16 protein-coding genes are annotated in these 20,856 nt (G+C 45.0%); 14 read left to right on the top strand and 2 right to left on the bottom strand.

The features are described from left to right. The first annotated feature begins 19 nt into the window (after positions 1-19). The 6 genes from NYE33_RS04505 (at position 20) to NYE33_RS04530 (ending at position 11,825) form a co-directional block, all read left to right on the top strand. A complete protein-coding gene (locus NYE33_RS04505) occupies positions 20-703 on the top strand; it encodes an ABC transporter ATP-binding protein (RefSeq protein ID WP_042140563.1) in 684 nt (227 codons plus the stop codon). Further along, the gene (locus NYE33_RS04510; RefSeq protein WP_341064866.1) at positions 700-3,291 is read left to right on the top strand and encodes an FtsX-like permease family protein; all 2,592 of its coding nucleotides are present in this window, start codon (positions 700-702) and stop codon (positions 3,289-3,291) included. Before NYE33_RS04505 ends, NYE33_RS04510 begins: the two co-directional genes overlap by 4 nt. 51 nt (positions 3,292-3,342) lie before the next feature. After that, positions 3,343-4,263 carry a helix-turn-helix transcriptional regulator gene (locus tag NYE33_RS04515; protein WP_336103699.1) on the top strand — a complete coding sequence of 307 codons (921 nt, stop codon included), beginning with the start codon at positions 3,343-3,345 and terminating at the stop codon, positions 4,261-4,263. A 94-nt stretch (positions 4,264-4,357) separates the two neighbouring features. Then, the gene (locus tag NYE33_RS04520; RefSeq protein WP_336103698.1) at positions 4,358-5,251 is read left to right on the top strand and encodes a DUF2785 domain-containing protein; all 894 of its coding nucleotides are present in this window, start codon (positions 4,358-4,360) and stop codon (positions 5,249-5,251) included. 39 nt (positions 5,252-5,290) lie between these two features. Further along, positions 5,291-5,959, top strand: a complete 669-nt coding sequence (locus NYE33_RS04525; RefSeq protein ID WP_341064867.1) for a cyanophycinase — start codon at positions 5,291-5,293, stop codon at positions 5,957-5,959. 322 nt (positions 5,960-6,281) lie between these two features. After that, complete coding sequence (locus NYE33_RS04530; RefSeq protein WP_341064869.1) at positions 6,282-11,825, top strand: S-layer homology domain-containing protein; 5,544 nt, start codon at positions 6,282-6,284, stop codon at positions 11,823-11,825. A gap of 98 nt (positions 11,826-11,923) precedes the next feature. Here NYE33_RS04530 and NYE33_RS04535 read toward each other — a convergent pair whose 3' ends face one another. Next, positions 11,924-12,079 (bottom strand): hypothetical protein, encoded by a 156-nt coding sequence (locus NYE33_RS04535; RefSeq protein WP_341064873.1) that lies wholly within the window; start codon positions 12,077-12,079, stop codon positions 11,924-11,926. A 56-nt stretch (positions 12,080-12,135) separates the two neighbouring features. Between NYE33_RS04535 and NYE33_RS04540 the strand changes: the two genes are divergently transcribed. From NYE33_RS04540 to NYE33_RS04550, 3 genes are all read left to right on the top strand, one after another. Continuing rightward, entirely contained in the window at positions 12,136-13,338 is a 1,203-nt protein-coding gene (locus NYE33_RS04540; protein WP_076243711.1) for an AraC family transcriptional regulator, read from the top strand. 85 nt (positions 13,339-13,423) lie between these two features. Continuing rightward, the gene (locus NYE33_RS04545) at positions 13,424-14,431 is read left to right on the top strand and encodes an ABC transporter substrate-binding protein (protein WP_076243710.1); all 1,008 of its coding nucleotides are present in this window, start codon (positions 13,424-13,426) and stop codon (positions 14,429-14,431) included. 32 nt (positions 14,432-14,463) lie between these two features. Continuing rightward, a complete protein-coding gene (locus tag NYE33_RS04550; RefSeq protein ID WP_341064875.1) occupies positions 14,464-15,009 on the top strand; it encodes a nitroreductase family protein in 546 nt (181 codons plus the stop codon). Between the two features lie 276 nt (positions 15,010-15,285). Here NYE33_RS04550 and NYE33_RS04555 read toward each other — a convergent pair whose 3' ends face one another. Next, on the bottom strand, positions 15,286-15,717 hold the full coding sequence (locus tag NYE33_RS04555) for a MarR family winged helix-turn-helix transcriptional regulator (protein ID WP_042140554.1): 432 nt from the start codon (positions 15,715-15,717) through the stop codon (positions 15,286-15,288). A gap of 184 nt (positions 15,718-15,901) precedes the next feature. Between NYE33_RS04555 and NYE33_RS04560 the strand changes: the two genes are divergently transcribed. From NYE33_RS04560 to NYE33_RS04580, 5 genes are all read left to right on the top strand, one after another. Further along, entirely contained in the window at positions 15,902-17,182 is a 1,281-nt protein-coding gene (locus NYE33_RS04560; protein ID WP_042140553.1) for an amidohydrolase family protein, read from the top strand. Positions 17,183-17,755: 573 nt separating this feature from the next. After that, positions 17,756-18,322, top strand: coding sequence for a TetR/AcrR family transcriptional regulator (locus NYE33_RS04565; protein ID WP_336103696.1), 567 nt, complete (start codon positions 17,756-17,758; stop codon positions 18,320-18,322). Positions 18,323-18,442: 120 nt separating this feature from the next. Next, positions 18,443-19,564, top strand: a complete 1,122-nt coding sequence (locus tag NYE33_RS04570) for an ABC transporter permease (protein WP_341064877.1) — start codon at positions 18,443-18,445, stop codon at positions 19,562-19,564. After that, positions 19,564-20,241, top strand: coding sequence for an ABC transporter ATP-binding protein (locus tag NYE33_RS04575; RefSeq protein ID WP_341064879.1), 678 nt, complete (start codon positions 19,564-19,566; stop codon positions 20,239-20,241). The genes NYE33_RS04570 and NYE33_RS04575 overlap by 1 nt, the downstream gene beginning before the upstream one ends. 113 nt (positions 20,242-20,354) lie before the next feature. Then, positions 20,355-20,807, top strand: coding sequence for a VOC family protein (locus NYE33_RS04580; protein ID WP_042140549.1), 453 nt, complete (start codon positions 20,355-20,357; stop codon positions 20,805-20,807). Positions 20,808-20,856: the final 49 nt, after the last annotated feature.

Consider the following 20,856-nt stretch of genomic DNA (forward strand, 5'->3'; position numbering starts at 1 on the left):
CTAGGGAAGTGGGATGACAATGGAGATTTTAACAATTGAAAATTTGTCCAAAATATACGGCACAGGCGAATCGGCGGTGAAGGCGCTTGATGATGTTTCCTTTTCGGTCCATAAAGGTGAATTCGTCGCAATTATCGGACCTTCCGGATCGGGGAAATCGACACTCCTTCATATGCTGGGCGGTGTGGATCGACCGACTGGCGGGAAAGTGTATGTTCAGGATACGGATATGTATACCTTGGACGAAACGCAGCTGGCCATCTTCAGACGCAGGCAAATCGGGCTGATCTACCAGTTTTTCAATCTGCTTCCCGTCCTGACGGTGGAAGAGAATATTACGCTGCCGCTCTTGCTGGATCAACAAAAGGTAGATCAAAAGCAATTGGCTGATCTTGTGAATACGTTGAATTTGCAGCATCGATTAAACCATCTGCCGAATCAGCTATCCGGCGGACAGCAGCAGCGTGTCTCGATTGGCAGGGCGATCATCGGCAATCCTGCGATCATGCTGGCCGACGAACCCACCGGGAATCTGGACAGCAGGAATAGCAACGAGATCGTCGATTTATTGAAAATGCTGAATAAGACCTATCATCAGACCCTGCTCGTAATCACTCATGACGAACGGATCGCCCTGCAAGCCGACAGAATCATTTCAATTGAAGATGGGAGGATTGCCAAAGACGAGGTGATAAGGCGATGAATATTGTCAATACATTAACCATCCGGCATCTGAAGCAGAACAAGAGACGAACACTTGTGACTATTCTTGGCGTAATTATTTCGGTATCCATGATGACCGCTGTCATTACGCTAATTTTTTCCTTTGCGGATTTAATGATCAGACAAACGATCACAGATACAGGGGAGTGGCATATTCAGTATCAAGATATAACCAAGGAACAGCTTGCGGCGATACAGGGCGATGATGCAACCAAAACGGTTGCAATCACAAGAGACCTTGGATATGCCCCATTAGAAGGGGGACAAAATTCCAATAAGCCGTACTTGTTCATTAAGGAATATGATGTGCAAGGGTTCACACAATTTCAGATTGAAATAAGCAAGGGGCGTCTTCCGCACACGGACAAGGAGGTTGTGATCTCCGAGTCTGTTGCAACAAATGGCAAAGTGAAGTACGAAATCGGCGACCGTCTAACGCTTCGCGTCGGCGACCGATTCGAACAAGGGGGCGATCATCCCCTGGATCAGACGGAACCGCTGCGCAGGGAAGACGGCACATTGACCGAGACATTACAGCATAGCATAATTAAGGATTATACGGTGGTAGGCTTCATTAAACCTCCGGTGTCGGAACCGGCTCGAGCCCCGGGTTATACGATCATTAGCTATGTCGATGATCATATCATCGGGGGGGACGATCGGGTCGATGCGTCGGTGGTCTTGCAGCAGGTCAATCCGTTCTTGTTCGCACATGCAGAGAAGCTGGCTGAGAAAAACCAAATTGACACTGTCCAATATAATAACGATTTGCTTCGTTATTATGGCTTGTCCAGCAGCGGAGCCTCATCCAGCATGATGTTCTCATTATCGGCAATCATTATGGGGGCCATTATAATTGGCTCGGTTGGGCTCATCTATAACGCTTTTGCGATATCCGTCTCGGAACGTTCCCGCCATTTAGGGATGCTCGCGAGCGTGGGGGCGACGAAAAGGCAGAAGCGAAATTCCGTATTTTTTGAAGGTATCGTCATTGGTTTGATCAGCATTCCCATTGGCATCTTATGCGGTCTTGCCGGAATCGGAATCACCTTTTCGTTCATGAACACAATGATTGAAGGAGCATTATGGACTAGTGAAAAGCTGAGGCTTATCGTCACGCCGTTATTGCTCTTGATTACTTGTCTTGTTTCGATGCTGACGATTTTCGTTTCGGCGTATCTCCCGGCGATTAAAGCATCCAGGGTATCTCCCATGGACGCGATTCGCCAAACCACCGACGTAAAGCTTACGGCCAAAGCAGTGAAGACGTCGAAGATCATTCGTAAGCTCTTTGGAATCGAAGCAGAAATCGGGCTGAAAAACTTAAAAAGGAACAAACGAAGATATCATGTTATTCTTTTTTCGCTGGTCATCAGCATCGTTTTGTTTTTGACGATATCGTTTTTCACGACTGGCCTGACACAATCTCTGGCATTGTCGCTGGAAGGCATCAATTACGATATTGAAGTGTCGTCCAGTAATGGCGAAAGACTAGATGACCGGTTGATGCAATCGCTTGTATCTCTGGATGGTGTCACGGAATACAGCGTCAGTCATGAGTTAGTCAGGAACGCTTGGGTCGATGCAGCAAGCATCGCCGACGAGTTGCAAGAGAAGGTTAAGCAGGATAAGAGTATGCTGCAAGACGGGAAATACCCTTACGAAATTAAGCTCTATGCACTGAATGATTCGAGCCTGCAAGCCTATGCCAGAGCGGCTCACGCAGATTACGAACAGCTTACGGATCTGGATCATCCCGCCGCAATCGTGATGGATACGATTCATTACAAAGATATAGATACGGGTAAATATATTCAGACGAAGTCCATATATGCGAATATCGGTCAACATATCGAGCTAACGAGTTTTTTTAATGAGAGCGGGGAAGAAACGAAGGCAAATAAAGTGATATTTGCCGCATTGACGGATAAGGCACCGATGGGGATGAGCCCGGTAGGCGTAGGCGGGTTAAATATGATCGTGTCGGAACGCGTCATGAATCGGCTGGCAGACGGCGAGGAGCTGGCTAACGCTTCGATGTACCTCCATTTGAAAAGCACGGAACCGGTGAAAACGCAGCAGGAAATTGAAGCGATGAATGAGACCAATCTGAATGTCTACAATGTATATCAATCCAGAATAAGAGAAGAACAACAGATTCTGCTGATGAACGTCTTTTCTTACGGTTTTATCGTATTAATCTCTGCGATTTCCGTTGCGAACATCTTTAATACGATCTCAACAGGGCTGGCTCTTCGCAAACGGGAATTTGCGATGCTGAAATCCGTAGGCGCGACGCCAAAGGGGTTTGCAAAAATGCTGAACTATGAGAGTGTTTTTTATGGGGTCAAGTCGCTCTTGTATGGGCTTCCTGTCAGTTTCGCCGTGATGGTTCTGATCTATAAAGCATTTGCGAACAAATTCAGCTATGGGTTCACCCTGCCCTGGATGAGCATTCTGTCTGTCATTGTGTGTGTATTTGTCATTGTCAGCTCTGCGGTTGTTTATTCCGGAGCTAAAGTAAAAAAGGAGAATATTATTGATGCATTAAAGCAAGAGAATATATGATTCACTTACTTCACCCAGAGGAGGAGACGTCACCCGACGTCACACACAATCATGCGAGTCGACCGATTGCTCTCCATGCTGCTGATTATCTCCGGTAAAGGTACGGTAACGGGCAAGGAGCTTGCCGAGCATTTCGAGGTATCCTTGCGGACGATCTACCGGGATATCGAAAAAATAAGCGAAGCCGGCATACCAATTGCCTCCTCCAGCGGCAAGGGCGGAGGATACTATATTATGGACAGCTATAATATAAGCGGCCTCTTTTTAAACCGGGATGAAGCTCATACGTTTGTAGCTGTAATGAAGAATTTACACGGCTTGTTTGGCAGGAACGAAGCTTTTAATGACATCATGCTAAAGGTTGAGCATACCTATAAGCGGGAGCCCGAGAAGCACAAGCTGACTCTGGATATGTCCCATTTCAGCATGGAGCAGGAAATTAAAGAATACATTGGGATCATAAGCAAGGCCATCACGGATAACAGACTGCTGGTGTTCGACTATATCAACAGGGATATGGAATATCTGGAGCGAACGGTAGAGCCAAGCTGGATTGACTTTCGCCACGGAGATTGGTATGTGATAGGTTTTTGCCGGGTCAGAGAGGACTACCGCAGATTCAAGCTCGTGCGGATTAAGCAACTCAGACAGGGGCCGCCTTTTGCAAAAAGAGAGCTGCCGGAAGACCAAATAGCCGAGGTTATTAAGCAAAGCTATTCGCAGCGGGACATACAGGTTGTGCTCAGATTCACTCCGCGAATTGGCGCGCAGCTTCCCGAGTATTTTGAGAAAGAGAAGATTAGCCGGGGTGAAGACGGCTTCTATCTCGTGAGGGATACTTATCCTTATGAGGAGGGTCTGCTGAAATTCATTCTAAGCTTCGGCAAGGAGTGCGAGCTGCTGGAGCCTCGTGAATTACGGGCGGAGCTGCAGCAATATATGCAGAATATGCTTCTATCCTACAATGACTGACGCCCTGGTGTCAGTCATTGTGTTCTATAGTAGGGATATCGGCGGGAGAAATACATAACGTCCGCTATAACTAGGCTAGGAGTGAAACGATTAAATGAAAGCCGGCATTGTGTACAATGATTGCAATGAATGGGATACGGAGAACACACGAATAGAACTGATACGGAAGCTGCAAACTTTGGAGGAGGAACGCTATATCCTGCGTGAGGGAGAAAGGTTACAAGACTTTACCAATCTGATGCTGCGCCATATTGGCGATCCGGAATCGGAGCTGCGTGAGCATATCTATTCCACTTTTCACATATGGCTGAAGCGCGATAATAAGTTCTCCTGTGCGGAAATGCGGCATCTTTTGGCTGTCCTGATGGATGACCGGCATTTGTTCTATCGGATTGGAACCGAAGATGACAATAGCGTACTCACCAGGGCGTTTGCGGTTCTGCCTGTCGTTCTTATTGTACAGCGGCACAGGAATAATTCATTCTTGACTCCGGATGAGTTCCGGCATCTAAAGCATTCGCTGCTTCGCTACTACCAGGAGGAGAAGGACCTGCGCGGTTATCTGGCAGTTGAAGGCTGGGCTCATTCCGCGGCCCACGGGGCGGATGCCCTGGAGGAGCTGATCCGCTGTCCGGAAAGCGATAATGCAGTGCAACGCGAGGTGCTGGGGGCGATTACAGGGATGCTGCATAACGGTGTCCGGATTTTTGACGAGGAGGAAGACGAGCGCATGGCCAGCATTGTGGACACGATGATTAGCGAAGCGCTGCTTCCGCAGCAGGAGATTGCCGACTGGATTCATAGCTTGTCGCAATGTACGGAATGGCCGGATACGCGCGCACAGAGAGTCGCCAGAGTAAACGGGAAAAATTTTGTGCGCAGCCTGTATTTCAGATCAAGGGTCCGGAGTGACGGAAATAATCTTATTCTTACCGGTGCCATGCTGACGGCTGAAGCTAAATTAAACTGCTTTAAAGAGGCTAATTAAGAAGTGCGCTAGAAATGATACATATGGAGGTAATTAAGTTTGAGTACTCACTACTATTTCAGTTGGTTTAATCATTTTTTTCCAGAGAAGCTGGTCCATTGTTTGCAGGAGGATATACAAGACAGACAATCGCTTGTTATGATTAGCGCTGACCCGTCTGGTTACACAGATGAGCCAATTAACTTTGATGAACTTTCTGAATGGACATGGCTGAATCAGGCTAACATTATTTTTGATGAATATCATTTCATTGATTACCGTATGCAGAAGGAGGATGCCCAGAGGTTCATTCACAACGCTTCTGTCATTTTATTATGCGGCGGGTATCCTGTTTTGCAGAAGGATTTTTTGGCGGATTATGAATTATCGGGTGTTATTAAGAACAGCAATGCCGTTATACTGGGTGCCAGCGCCGGTGCGCTAAACATGTCTGCTCAATGGTTAAGCTTGAATGACACTGGTCATGAAGTTGAAACGAGTACGATTTATGAGGGGATTGGCTTTGATCATTTTGCCTATGAATCCCATTCTAAGCGTGGCTACGCCACGTTTGTTCAAGGCTACCTGTTCCCCTTGTCTGAAGAGATTGATGTTTATGCGGCAGAACAGGAGAGCGCTATACGTGTAAAGGACGGCAAAATAGAAACAATGGGTCCTTTATATTTAATTTCCCGCTCAAAGATTCAGAAATTGGTTGAGACGCTCTAATTAGGGAGAGGGGCTACCGAAATGAAATGCTCAAATAATAATTAGTCACCTCTCAATATGGACCTGTATCCAGAGTATCCCGGTAAGCGGCGAAGAGATAAACTCTCTTCTGCCGCTATTTTTTTTAGATGAACATCATTTCCGCTCTATTTCTACTTCCATTATTTAAGCTAAAGTTAAAGTTTTCTTTAAGTTTCAGATGAGGGTTAAATTGCTATGCTAACATAAATGAATATAACAATTGGATGCACAAGAGGCTGGACATTGCATAGGGTGTCAGTCGTTTTTTTTCATGTAATTCATTTATTAGGGGGAATAGTCTTTGTACAAACGGATTATTAGTTTAATGTTTGCAGTGTTATTGTTGGTCTCCCTAGTATCGCCAGGCTTGACATCGGCGCAAACGAGCAGCTCTAGTGATCTGAATGGTTTCAGCGGGTCAAGTAGTTTTAGTGATTCCAGCAATCCTAGTAAATCTAGAATAGAATCGTTGGAATTACCTCCATCCAATGAGCTATCAAGTGGCTGGAGTAATATCGCGCAAAATATCAATCCGGTTGCCGACGCACCGAATTTGACGAATGGGAATACAGCAAGTTCTTTCAATGATGTGAAGCAAGGCAATTGGTTCTTCGAAGCAGCAAATTATGTGTATCAGAATGGCCTGTTCCAAGGTACAGGGGAGCACACTTTCTCACCACAAGGCACGATGACACGTGCAATGTTCGTTACTGTTCTTGGACGTGCAGCAGGAATTGATTCTTCCAAATACACCTCAGCCTCTTCATTCACGGATGTGTCCGCGGGTTCTTATTATGCACCTTACGTAGAATGGGCCAATGAGAACGGTATTGTAACAGGGATAGGCAATCGAAAGTTTGCACCAAACAATACGGTGACCAAAGAGCAAATGGCTACTATTATGGTTAGATATTTCGAGGAATTCAACATCGACTATCAAACAGGGAATCCTATTATTACAGAGCCAAGCGATATTCGTAATGTATCAAGCTGGGCAAGAGATGCTGTAATGGCATTATGGAGAGCTGGTCTAATCAATGGAGACCGGAGCGGTAATTTCAATCCAGCCTCCAATGCAACTCGTGCTGAAGCGGCTTCGTTTGTCATGCGCAGTAATGAGGTGATTAAGAAAAACACTTCACCGGCATCCACAGCGATCCCAACATCCACATCGACACCAACACCGACATCAACACCGACATTAACATCAACATCTGCATCTACATCAACATCCACACCGGTATCTACACCAACACCAACTCCATCTCCAACATCAACTAGCGGAACCTTCACCATTACATTTAATACAAATGGCGGAACCGCTATAGCGAATAGGTACGTTGTTGCAGGTCATTCACTAGGCGAATTACCAACTACGCAAAAAGAAAATTACACGTTCCTAGGCTGGTATACGGATAGTGAGTTTACTACGGAGGTTTCTTCAGATGCAATTGTAACCAGCGACATGACACTATATGCCAAATTCGAAAGATTATCGGATCAAGCACTCGAAGTTCAAAGTATACCTGTGATTAGTAAGCTGGATCAACCAAGCACATTTTCAATTAAAGTCGTTGATAGCTCTGGAGAATTAACAGAATCTATGATTAAGAATGCGATTAGGTTTAGTGCATCTACGCATCTTGATTTTGTGAAGTATTCAGGTATTTCCATAACTAAGGTGGATAATGAATACATTATTACTGCCAATAACAAGAGTAAGCAATTTCCTGAGGGAGGTACATTCAAGCTCGTATTGACTGAAGATGCTTTAGTATTCAAAGAAGGCGATACGGAATATGATTCATCCACAAGGGAAGTTGATTTTACGACAGCTAAGGCTGAAGTTAACAATCTTAAATTCAATTCAAACCTGAAGTTTATAAGTGCAGCTGAAGTGTCTTTGATGAGTCAAGATGGTCAGCAGGCTAAGTTTATTGCGAACCCGTTATATACGTATGAGATCAATAAGGGAACTACGGAAACAACCGTAAACGACTTTCAGGATGGCTACTTCATTCATGAGGGTGGCGGGATCGAAGTAGGAGATACCGTTGCCATTTATGACGGTGCTAATCCAAGTGAGCATAATGGAAGCACGCCGTTAGAGGATGAAGGAAACATTTCTTACGTCCAAATTTTTTCGATCAAAAATGGCAATGAGTATCACTACGGCGCGCCAGATGTAGCGGATATTATTTTTGTACCAGATGTTTTACCCGTAAATGCTGCTGAGGATACGGATGGTGATCCGAACAATAATTCAATCACGATATCTGAATCAACGATGGATTTCTCGGATGCAAAGTATGCGGGCTTTAATTTCAAAGAAGATCTTACCGTCGAGCCAGGAGATTTCATCGCATTCTATACAGGGGAATTGAGTGAGGCCTCTCAGCTTCTCAACTATGCACAGATCAGAGCAGTTAATCATGCTAATAATACGTATACGATTACTTATGAGGCTATTAGTGAAGAAGCAATGCGCAGCTCATTCGATTATTATAAAAAAGATCAAAAAGTAGAGAATGAAAAGCTGCTTAGTGATGATAGCATTGCCCAACTGCAAGCAGAGATGACTAGTGAAGCAATGGATAGCGGATTTGCACAGCGCGCTTCAGGCTATCTTGCGTCGATGGCACTGCAAACAGACAGCTTTAAGGAGCTTAATGTAGATAACCAGTTCAGCGACAGCGATATTCAGTATCTCAGTGAAAATGCAGCTGCAGGTACTAGCTTGATGAAGATAGCCGGCTCAAAGGTGGAAGTATCTGTTGAACAAGTAAAGGTAGATATTTCACCGAACCTAAACCACTTCGAAGGAAAAACAGGTATCCGCGCCGCTTTACAAATTGAAGCAGAGGTAACCATCGAGGTTAGTGCAAATCACGAAATTAAAATTAAATTAACAGGGACATTTGAGCAAGAATTTTCAGTTAACCTTAGTGCTGGTGGGAATATTTACTGGGAAGAATTCTGGTTTTTCTCAATACCCGTCGATTATTCAGTATATGCCAATCTTGATGTATATACGTATACGGCCGTAAGATTCGATGCCAATCTCGGTCTATTCGAGAAAGAGGAAGATATTGATTGGAATAGTGATGATGTTATTAACGTCGCCAGACAAATTAAGAAGGTTATGGAAGAGTCTGAAAAGTACACAGATAATGAAATTGATGAGATCTCAGACAGCTTGCCGGATCTATATGCAGATTTCCTGGACAATGAAGATATTGATTGGGTTGATATCGTTACACAAGAAATATTTAGGACCCAAGTGCGAGTCGTTAATGGTATTTTTGAGATTGTATTTAAGGCAGAGTTCGTAGTTAGTGCAAAGGTTAATATCTCGGTTGGAATTATATATACGTATGAAAATGGTCAACGCTATGGCTTCAATATGCGCATCATTGCAGCTGAGGTTAGTAACTCTCAAACTACGCTTGTACCTGAAAAGTATAACTTTACCTTCTATGCGATGGGTGAATTAGGGTTAAGAGCCGGGATTCGTCTTACGGTAGAGGTTGGTGCCTTATCCACGGAGCTTAATAGTATAGGGGTGCAAGCAGAGCTAGGAGGGTATATAAAATTATGGGGCTTCTTCTATTATCATTATGAGAGGACTGAAGGGAAACCTGCGATTTCTAGTATGAAAGGGGCTTATCATGCAGAGATCGGGCTGTATTTAGAAATAAAAATTATTGCGCAGGCGTTTAAGGGAACCTTCTCGGTCGTACCTTACTCGACGACCTATGAGAAGCCTCTATTTGAAATGGGTACACGTAGCGCGATCATGGATTTCTCTTACGAACAGGATGATGTTGAGCCGATAGAGATGCATGGTGAGTTTGGGAAGACGTCTTATCAATTACCACTTGAATACTTTATGATGGATAAGATGGATTTACACGATGGTGAACTGACTTCTTCTCCACAAGATGTTTCTTACTTTAGAATCAGTTTCTCGAATAGGGACAACTTCAGGTATGATCCCCGCAACCGTACTATCACACCTGATCGTGATGATGAAACCGGATATGATACAGAATTATATATCACTTATGACGGGCCAAGCGCATCATTAGGTTCTGATCCTCTGACTCGTACCTATACAGTCTCATATGATAATCTTAAAGACAGCTATACGATGACATTAAAGGAACTTGATGAAAAATTACCAATTTCTGATATGAGAATTATGCGGCAAATTAGTGGTAAATATTTGTCGGCGATTCCACAGATCCCGGATCCTACCAAGCTAGGGTATACATTCATAGGCTGGTATAATGAGAGCCTGGGAACGATAGGTTGGAAGGTTCCGCTTCCAACTGTAATGGATGCCAAAGATCTTAATTTCTATGCTGCATTTCAACCTGCTACGGATACGCCGTATCTGGTAGAAACCTATACTGAAAATTCATATGATGATGGCTACACATTAGTTGATACAGAAAAATTAAGAGGAAAAACGAATGCTGTACCTTCAGTAGGTCCGAAAGACATCCCAGGATTCATTACGCCTCAAAAGACTCAAGTGGTTATTAAGGCAGACGGATCAACTGTAATCAAGTACTCATATAAACGCGAAATGATCGAGCTAACCTTCCAGCTTGACTATTCGAAGGCAACAGATGATGTACCAATTGCCGCAACGCAATATATTGAATATATGAAGTATGGGGCCAGTTTGGATGTTCCGAGCTATGTGACGAATATTAAAGGTCTTACTTTCCTTGGATGGGAATTAATGGATAATATTGTTCCGGCTACACCGAAAACCTACACGGCCTATTTCGATTTGAAGAAGGATATGAGGGTACTTGTAGAATATTATTCAAGAGACAGCTACGAAGGAGAATTCTCGAAAGTGGGCAGTGAAATTTATCTGGCAACTGCATACAAAGTGTTCAATGCACGTACCCAAGCGGCAGGCTATTATAACAGTCCCAATGAGTACGAGTTAGCAGATGATTGGGGTCTTCCAACAGATTATACATTTGTAGTAGATCCGGAACGTCCTAAAAATGAGCTTGTAGTGAGGCAATATCTACAGCGTAAATATGAGCTAACGTTTGATTCGAATGAAGGAACTTTTGCTGATGGTGTTTCTGGAAAAAGCTATTTAAGTGCAGGAATGCCTTATCAAATACCATCTGACCCAACGCGTGAAGGTTATACATTTACAGGCTGGTCACCAGCAATTCCGTCAGAGAATCGTGAAATGCCAGCGGAAAATCTGACCTACACTGCACAGTGGACGGAGGCTGCAGAACGTCAAAAGTATACGGTGGAGCATTATCAAAGAGGTACGGGTATTGATGCTCCATTTGAATTAATGGATACAGAAGAGCTAGAAGGAATAGTAGGGGACACGGTAACTGCAACCCATAAAACCTACTCTGGATTCTATTCTCTAGAAGGAACGGGTACCGATTATGCAACCATAAGCAGTGGAGTGGTTGATGAAGATGGCAGTACGACGCTCCAGCTATATTATGATAGAAATGTATATAAAGTGAAATTTATCTACATTGATCCATTTACACAAGAAGAAAAGCTAATCAATGAGGAAACCTATCGTTTCGGCGTACAATTCACGATTCCAAGTAAATCTGTCTGGGGATTAGGAGTGACTGGAATTGGATGGAAGGTGTTAGACGGGGCACCGGAAATTGATGAGTATGCTATGAACTTAGTACCGGCACAAAATGTGACTTATGAGCTTATCTTGCCTGACGAAGGAAGCGGAGAAGGTGGAGAGGGTGAAAATCCGGGATTTCCAGGTTTTCCGGGATTTCCGGGAAGTCAATTCCCAGGCCTTACGGGTTTTATAAAGTTCTAATGTAGTTGTTATCATTTAGTTGGTTCTTATGAAAAGGTTCATCGCGGCTGACTGCTGCGATGAACCTTTTTTGCTGACTGTTCTATCACATAGATCACTTAATTTGCCGTCTTATTGATGAAGTCAATCTCATTTCTGATCCCTTTATGAGCGTCATTCCACAGGCTCTTTGTCATCATCTCGGCGTTTTTCTCGTCACATACCCAGCCCAGGTTTTCACCGATACCATCGGCCGTAATAATGCTTGCAAGCAAATATGCTATAATTTATTGGTGATAATAATTCTCAGTTAATATGAGAGGGGTCCAACATGCCGGGACAAGAATCTACAGATAAGCCCCATGGGCAACCACGTATTCATCCGCATCATGTGCAGGATTCCAGGAATAAAATAAATAGAACAGTGGTTCATATGGAAGAACATTTTGAAGAGGCCATTTCACGTGAACAGCTTGCGGTCATTGCCGGGCTTAATCCAGAGCACTATTCCAGAATGTTTAGCAAATACAAAGGAGTAAGCCCCATTAGCTATTTAACAGGATTACGAATGGAGAAAGCCATGGAGCTTATAAAGCATTCGCAGTATTCAATTGCCGAGATTGCCCGAAGGGTGGGTTACTCGGATCCGTATCACTTTAGCCGCCGCTTCAAACAATTGTATGGTGCCGCACCCACTCATTTTAAGAAGCAGGCTTGGCCCAGAGTAATCGCACTGGAAGGGTTAGGTCATTGCCAAGCACTCGGTGTTGATCCGGTTGCTGTTAATCTGGAACATACAAATGGGTATCTGCGTGTGCCTGAATCCAGTCAGATCCTGAACATTAGCCCTGATATAACCCCGAAATTGGATATCAACCAGCTTCTAGCCTTATCCCCTTATGCAATCGTGACCTCGAATCCCCTATTGGAGCAGCAGTTGGTTAAGGTAGCTCCTGTGATTAAGATTGATGTTCTCGAAGACCCCATTTATAAGCAATTGTTTGCAGTAGCTGAAGGTCTTGACCGGGAGCTGGAGGCTCTCGCTTGGGTAGAGAGTTATGAAACGCAATGTACAGTGCTGCGATCACGCTTATTTGGATTCATGGGCGGTGAGCGGGTTGCGATTTTGCGTGTGAGAGAGCAGCTTCTGCAAGTATACGGTATGCTTAATATGGGTTATCCTCTATATCATTCTTTGCAATTAACACCACCGGAAAAAATATCAATGCAATGCATATGCAACGTTCATTTTCATTCTAGTGTCATCACGATCGAGGAATTGCCGTTCTTTGAGGCGGAGCATCTCTTTGTTGTTGTTCAGCCAGATGACGGAGCGAATAAACAGTGGCAGGGGATTACTCAGACAGAAGCTTGGCGTAATTTTCCCGCAGTTCGCAGGGGGAACATACATCATCTGGATGTGGGCAAATGGCTCAGCAATGATCCGGTCTCGATCACGATGCAAATGCATGAAGCTGCAGAGAAGTTAATGAGGAGGCACCGGCATCATAATTATCCATCCCGGATGCAATAAGGGTCTATGGAGGCGGCAAAAGGACTAGGGTAAAATCTGTAGTGATAATCATTATCACTATCAAAGACTTAGCAGGAGGATAACCATGGTCCAGTTAGTTAGAGGCTCTAAGACAATACTAGTTGCGGGTGTTGCATTGTTCATGCTATTGATGATTTCGGCATGCGGCAATGCCGGGAAAGAAAACATGAGTAACCATGCAGCGCCGGATACGCCGCAACAGACAGGCTCAGTAGCGACAAAGGTTGTAACGGATGATTTGGGACGGGAAGTAGAAATACCTGTTGCTCCGCAGCGAATCATTGCGGGTGAATTTGCAAGTGAACTGCTGGAGCTTGGCGTAATACCCGTTGGTGCAGGTGACAATAGTTATAAAATTGTATATACGCTCGATCAGATGAAGGGTGTAGAGCGGATTGGAGACCCGCCGAACGTAGAAAAGATATTGGAGCTTGAGCCTGACCTCATCTTGGCGCCAACCGTTTTTAATGAGATCTATAAAGAGCAAATGGAACAAATCAGTAAAATTGCGCCGGTCTATTATCTTTCTTTTGATCAGGACCCGATTTACGACATTTTCACCAAAATAGCCAGCCTCGTAAACAAGGAGCCGGAAGCCGATGCATGGATTAAGGGCTATGAAGAGGAAGCCGATGCAGCAAGAACGCAATTAAAACAATCGCTGGGGAAGGAGACTGTCTCGATTGTTCGTGTGGAAAAGGGAAGATTGCGCATATATCTGAACCGAAACTTCGGCGGCTATATGCTTCACAGCGGATTGCAGGCGAACGCCCCTGAGGCGGTGACGGCGGAAATAGCGAAAAACCCGTTTAGCTCAGCAATCGAAATATCGCTTGAGCAGCTTCATGAATATGCCGCGGATCATATGCTGCTTATCGTTCGTAATGAGGAAGACGACAAACAGGCAATGGAGGAAATTGAAAAGCTGGGCCTATGGAAGGGTCTCCCCGCAGTCAAACATGGACGCGTTCACAAGCTAGAGACGGAAAAGTATTACGGATCCGATATCGTTACTATTCGCGAGACAATGAAGGAAGCAGTAACGATGCTCGTTAGCGGGAATGCAAAATGATGACAGATGGGAATACCCCTAAATCTAGCGAATTGGTTAGAGTTATAAGGGAACGAAGGACGATACGTGATTTTAACGGTCAACCGCTGGATAAAGATGTCCTCATGGACATTCTGCGCGATGCACAATGGGCTCCCTATCATTCCCGTAAAGAACCGTGGCGATTTATTCTCTTTATGGGAGAAGGCAGGCTGAAATTCGCTGAAGCGGTGGGCCTTACCTATTCAGATGAAGTAAGGGACCGCTGGGGAGAATGGGCGCGCAACCAGTATTGCAATCTCATACCAGACCACCTTATCGTTACCTACGATGCAGATCCCCGCCAGAAATATTGGGAGGACGCGCTGTCTGCTGCGGCTGCTCTCATTCAGAATATTCAGCTGCTCGCTTGGGAACGGGAAATAGGGGTTGTGTGGAAAACCAACGAATGCAATTGGAACCCGGCCTTTCACCGTGCTGTCGGAGTTAAGCCGGACGAACGGATTGCTGGTATTCTACATCTCGGCTATTTTGACCGGACACCTAAGCCCCGCAAGCGTAAGGCAATTGAACAATGCTTAACGCTGATTGATTCCTAAGTTGTCCCAACCAATTTCATAATATAAAAACTTGCCATTACAGACAGCACGGAGAACCGTATTATAAGTAGGGCAAGTTTTTTGGAGAAAAGCTCGCAGGAGCCTGTATTTGCAGCATTCCAACGATAGGAGCAGGGTATGTTACGCTCCGATTGGAATGCTGTGTATACGGGCGTTTGTGAGTTTAATTGTACTACAGAGTTAATATCGCGGTAGAGCCATCTTACAAAAGGGTAGGTTGCGAATGGAGGCAAACGTTACCATCCATGACCGCTACTACATGGTGACCTTTACTTTAATTAGTAATTTCCTGAGGGACTCACTTTCTGCTTCGGTAAGGCCTTGGATAATGCTCTTCTCGACTTCCATGAATATTGTATTGAATTCTTCAACGAGGTCGCTCCCTTTTTTCAATAAATATATTTTTTTCTGGCGCTCATTATCTTCCGGAATCACCCGCTTGATGTATCCCTTTTTCTCCAGCCCTTGAAGCATACTAGTGATGGTGGCACCCTTCCGGTTGAAATGTTCAGCCAAATCCTTCTGGATTACCCCTTTGTCTTGATGTTCAAAAATATAGCCCATCATTTGCCCCTGCTGGGCGTTCAGGCCCAGCTCCGACAATCGGGCGTTCGCCATGCTTCTAATCTTCATTCCAATGGATCGGATTAAATCCGAATACGGGGTAAGTGAAACATGTTCTGTCATAATACACACAGTTCCCCTTCTATACTTAGAATTCTAACTTTAAGAAAATCATAATGTCCTTTCATCTAACTGTCAATTACACAATGTTTCCACTCTAACAGATAACACGTTGACAATTAGAACTCTAACTATTATAGTTCTATCTATAAACAGTACATTCATATCATTACTGGAGGGAAACGCAATGATTACTGCAATTACCAATGCAAGGATTTTTGACGGCGAGAAAGTGATTGGAGCTGAAACGGTCCTGATCGAAGGCGAGAAGATTATATCGGTGGGCGGTGAAATTCCCGAAGATGCGACCATTATCGATGCTGAAGGAGGGACTTTGCTTCCCGGTCTGATCGATGCGCATGTTCATACTTCCGTGGAAGGTCTGAGGGACGCTCTGCAATTCGGAGTAACGACAGAACTGGAAATGATGGGCGGATTCACGAAAAATGGCCGTGAAACACAATTGAAAGGGATCGAGGATATTGCCGATGTACGATCTGCAGGGATGGGGGTCACACCTCCCGGTGGTCATCCGGATGAACTCATGCCTGGAGACGGAGAAATTCCAGATTTTGTACTGAAGGAATTGGAGAAGATGAGCGAAGAAGATCGGAATGCCCTGCTGGCTGCTCATGCACATGATCATGGAGAGGCTCCTTCGTTATCAACCCCGGACGAGGCTATAACATTCGTGGGTGATCAAGTTAGAGATGGAGCTGACTATATCAAGATTATGATCGAAGAAGGAACCGTATTAGCAGCGCCTGGACTGCCGGTCTTAAGCCAGGATATTCTGAGAGCGGCTGTAGAGGAAGCGCATCGGCAACACAAGATTGCGATTGCCCATGTATTGACTGCGGAATCCTCCCGGCAAGCGATAGAGGTTGGTGTCGAGGGACTCGCTCACTTATTCATCGACCGCCCTGAAACGACTCCGGAACTGGTGAGAATGATTGCGGAGGCAGGTGCTTTTGTTACGCCATGTCTCGTCTTGAACTCCTCAATTATCGGTAAACCCGCTTCGGAAATGGCGGAAGATCCGCGTGTGAGTTCCAAGCTTAGTCCGGAATGGATCGATACTCTGAATGCCAGCTTCAATACCTACCCGCAAGGCAGTATGGAAGACAACTATCGGAACGTAATGGACCTTCACCATGCAGGTGTTGACATTCTGGTGGGTACGGATGTCTCTGTACCGGTACCAACGCTTGGCGGACTTGCCCATGGAGTAAGCGTACACCATGAAATGCAGCTATTGGTGGAAGCGGGATTCACACCTGTAGAAGCCCTTCAGTCAGCAACTTCGAAGACGGCCCGCCGCTTCGGCTTGGATGACCGCGGTCGTATTGTGGAAGGGGCAAGAGCTGACCTGGTGTGGGTTGACGGCGATCCGACGACCCATATTTCGGATACGTTATCGATCCGCGAAGTATGGCAGCGCGGTATTCAAAAATTGGCGAAGGCCTAAAATCATGAAGGCGCAATCTGAGAATGCACAGGCAGATTGTTCATTGCGAAAGATATTACCATATTATTGACTGTCGCCGCAGGCATGTTCCTGGTTATCCTGGATAGTACGGTGATGAACGACAATGATGCAGATTAACACCCATGTTCTCAAGTCGTCGCCCAAGGAGCTTGTCAGTCGTGTAACGCCGATTACAGCCTCCGCGCAGCAAATTATGTCATCATTCGGAATCACGATAACGACTGCTTACCTCACTAGGCAGATCCGGAATTTACCTGTACAGCACACCATAGAGGATGTGGGGCGGGCATTTGGTCATTCCTTCTGGATTACGTTCTCCTTCGCGCTAGTCGCCTTGGTTTTGTCTTTTGGATAAAGGAATAGCCAGTAAGCTTTGGTAAACTTGGAGTGTTAACTCTATTGGACAAGAAGCACCCGCCTCATAGGTGGTATGTAGTTCACTCGGATCATCTCCACCTTGTGGAGAGCAGTGGTCTTGTTTTTGGGAAATGCTTATAAACATATGCTAAACTGATAATAAATAAAATCAGAGATAGGACAGGAAGAGATTCAATGGGAAGAAAACAGTCTTTCACGGAGACAGAGCTGCTGGATATGACAAAAAAATTAGTGCTTGAGCATGGGTATGACGGTTTTCACCTCAAGCTGCTCTCCCAGCATCTGTCAGGAGCCCGAAGCACGATTTATCAATATTACTCCAATAAGGAAGAGATCGTGGCTGCTTGTATGAAGCGCGTAATGGCAACGGTATTAGAAAATGCATTAGCCATTGATGAGGCTGATCCTATGGACGCCCTCGAACAGCTGCTTCTCGTTTATGTAGAAGAGTCTGCACTACATCAGCTTTTAGGAAATGCCAGTAAAATTAATACTGCTAATTCATCTGCAGCCGCCAGAGATCTTGAATTTATTGAGGAAGCACATATGACCCTGAAAGTTCAATTATCACGCTTATTTGAACGCGCACAACAGAATAATGACCTGAGGAAGGATATCCCACTTCCTGTACTTATTGGCGTATTCTTTAACTTAATTGATACACCTAATATGCTGGAAATCCCAGTACCCGCTTGGGGAAAGCTGTTGTTTCAGATGTGGACCGGAGGAGCCAAGAGCTAACCTCAGTCTTGGATTTAATTTGACACAGGTGTCATTTATACTGTTTAATTAATGTTGTGGCGTGATGGCGAGTCTAAATTGACACTTGTGTCGAAAAAAGGTCGAGGAGTTGGAAAAGGAATGTTTTTAGCTATGAAAGAATTGATGCACAGCAAAATGAGATTTTTGATGATCATCATTACTTTTGTACTGCTAGCCTGGCTGGTATTTATCTTATCCGGGTTAGGGAATGGCCTGTCTACGTTAGCTGCGTCAACCTTTAAGACGATGAAGGCGGATTATGTCATTTTTGAAGAAGGATCGCAGTCCTCCATGAGCAAGTCACTACTGTCTGATCAATTACTGGCGGAGGTGGAGCTACTACCCAATGTTAGTGCTGCCGCACCTATGGGAAGTACGATGGCAACGGCGTTGAAGGAACCAAGCACCAAGAGTGAAGATAAGCTGGATATCGCAATTATAGGAATCAACCCGGGAAGCTTCTTGGAACCGGCTGTCGTGGAAGGGGAAGGCCTATCTTCTGATAACCCTACCGGTGTTGTAGTGAATTCGACCATGAAGGATGAGGGCTATAACATTGGTGACACTTTTCAATTAGATGGCACGATGGAATCACTGACGATTATAGGCTTTGCCGAGAACCAGACCTATAACCACGTTGCATCCGTATTCACTCCGATGGCGGAATGGCGGAAGATTACCTTCGCGGCTCCGGGTTCGGATAAAGGAGTTGCAGGGCCCGTTAATGCGATTATGTTACAAGGCAAAGATATCGATCCTGATGTAATGAATAGCAAGCTGACCAATACGGACACGGTTACCCGGGCGGCCGCAGTTCAAGGAATGCCAGGGTACAAGGAAGAGAACGGTACTATCTTAATGATGCTGGCATTTCTGCTCGCAATCGCCGCATTCGTGCTTGGGGTATTCTTTTATGTAATGACGATGCAGAAAACTAACCAGTTCGGCATTATGAAGGCTATAGGTGCCAGTAACAGGTTTTTGAGCAAAGCCATTGTATCGCAAGTGTTTGTGCTGTCGGTGACTAGTATTGTAGTTGGAGTCTTACTGACTTATGGAACAGCTGCCATAATGCCGAAGGGTATGCCATTTAAGCTGGAGCCTGGTCTTGTCGTCTCGTATTCTGTTATCTTGCTGATTATCGCTATGTTAAGTTCGCTGGTATCAGTACGAAAGATTACAAAGATTGATCCGCTCAAGGCGCTCGGGAGGGTTGAATAATGAATAAGGGATTACAAATGAGTGAAGTTACCAAGTATTATGCCGAAGGAAGCAATCGGATCGCGGCACTCGACCATGTGTCCATTTCAGTGGACCCGGGGGAGTTTGTTGCTGTAGTTGGACCGTCGGGTTCAGGTAAAAGTACCTTTTTGTCTATTGCTGGAGCACTGCTCAAAGCTTCAGAAGGAGAAGCAAAGCTGAATGGACATCCTATTTTTAGGCTTACTGCACAAGAACTGGCGAATATAAGACTACAAGAAATCGGATTCATTATGCAATCATCGAATTTGGTTCCTTATCTAAATGTTCTTGATCAATTGCTGATCATAAAAAAGATGTCGGGAAAGGTTAAAAGAGAGGACAAGGAGTTCGCCACTAAACTGCTGGCAGAGCTGGGTCTGGGCTCGAAATTAAATAGCTTTCCGGAAGAGCTCTCAGGTGGGGAGAAGCAGCGGACAGCGATTGCCCGTGCCCTAATTAATAATCCCAGCATCATCTTGGCGGATGAGCCGACAGCAAGTCTGGATACCAAACGTGCACATGAAGTGGTCAGTCTAATCGCGCAAGAAGTGAATTCGGGACAGAAAGCGGCGATTATGGTTACTCATGATGAGCGTATGCTTGAATATTGCGACAAGGTCTACCGGATGGAGGATGGAAAATTGTCTTTGCAGTAATGCATATCCGGCAATCCTGCTACTACTATTTGTTGAGAAATCAGTAATTATTAAATAGAATAAATTATTAAGAGGATCGGCTAATAAATTTGTACACATAAGGAGATGAAACTATGGCAGAAAATAAATTACTAAGAATGGACAACGTCGGTATCGTTGTCGAGTCTTTGGACGACGCAATTTCTTTTTTCGAGGAGATTGGCCTGAAGCTCGAGGGGCGAGCCACCGTCGAAGGTGAATGGGCAGGCCGCGTAACCGGACTGGGTTCTCAATACGTAGAGATTGCTATGATGGTTACCCCGGATGGCCACAGCCGAATTGAACTTTCGCGATTTATCAACCCGCCTGCTATATCAGATCACCGGACTGCTCCTGTAAATGCTCTCGGTTATCTACGTGTCATGTTCACCGTTGAAGACATTGACGAAATGGTATCCAGACTCACTAAGTATGGTGCTCAGCTCGTTGGCGAGGTGGTTCAGTACGAGGACTCGTATAAGCTCTGCTACATTCGTGGAACCGAAGGAATTCTGGTCGGTTTGGCGGAACAACTAAGTAATAAATAAAGATAAGAGCGGAGCATAAGCTAACAGCTTTATGCCCCGCTCTTATTTA

Origin of the sequence: Paenibacillus sp. FSL R10-2199, from assembly GCF_038000235.1 — a bacterium.
GTDB lineage: Bacteria > Bacillota > Bacilli > Paenibacillales > Paenibacillaceae > Paenibacillus_AQ > Paenibacillus_AQ phytohabitans.

Excerpts from the sequence above, each read along its gene's own strand:
- NYE33_RS04505 (WP_042140563.1), top strand. The coding sequence starts at position 20 with ATGGAGATTTTAACAATTGAAAATTTGTCCAAAATATACGGCACAGGC.
- NYE33_RS04510 (WP_341064866.1), top strand. The coding sequence starts at position 700 with ATGAATATTGTCAATACATTAACCATCCGGCATCTGAAGCAGAACAAG.
- NYE33_RS04515 (WP_336103699.1), top strand. The coding sequence starts at position 3,343 with ATGCGAGTCGACCGATTGCTCTCCATGCTGCTGATTATCTCCGGTAAA.
- NYE33_RS04520 (WP_336103698.1), top strand. The coding sequence starts at position 4,358 with ATGAAAGCCGGCATTGTGTACAATGATTGCAATGAATGGGATACGGAG.
- NYE33_RS04540 (WP_076243711.1), top strand. The coding sequence starts at position 12,136 with ATGCCGGGACAAGAATCTACAGATAAGCCCCATGGGCAACCACGTATT.
- NYE33_RS04545 (WP_076243710.1), top strand. The coding sequence starts at position 13,424 with ATGGTCCAGTTAGTTAGAGGCTCTAAGACAATACTAGTTGCGGGTGTT.
- NYE33_RS04555 (WP_042140554.1), bottom strand. The coding sequence starts at position 15,717 with ATGACAGAACATGTTTCACTTACCCCGTATTCGGATTTAATCCGATCC.
- NYE33_RS04560 (WP_042140553.1), top strand. The coding sequence starts at position 15,902 with ATGATTACTGCAATTACCAATGCAAGGATTTTTGACGGCGAGAAAGTG.
- NYE33_RS04565 (WP_336103696.1), top strand. The coding sequence starts at position 17,756 with ATGGGAAGAAAACAGTCTTTCACGGAGACAGAGCTGCTGGATATGACA.
- NYE33_RS04570 (WP_341064877.1), top strand. The coding sequence starts at position 18,443 with ATGTTTTTAGCTATGAAAGAATTGATGCACAGCAAAATGAGATTTTTG.
- NYE33_RS04575 (WP_341064879.1), top strand. The coding sequence starts at position 19,564 with ATGAATAAGGGATTACAAATGAGTGAAGTTACCAAGTATTATGCCGAA.
- NYE33_RS04580 (WP_042140549.1), top strand. The coding sequence starts at position 20,355 with ATGGCAGAAAATAAATTACTAAGAATGGACAACGTCGGTATCGTTGTC.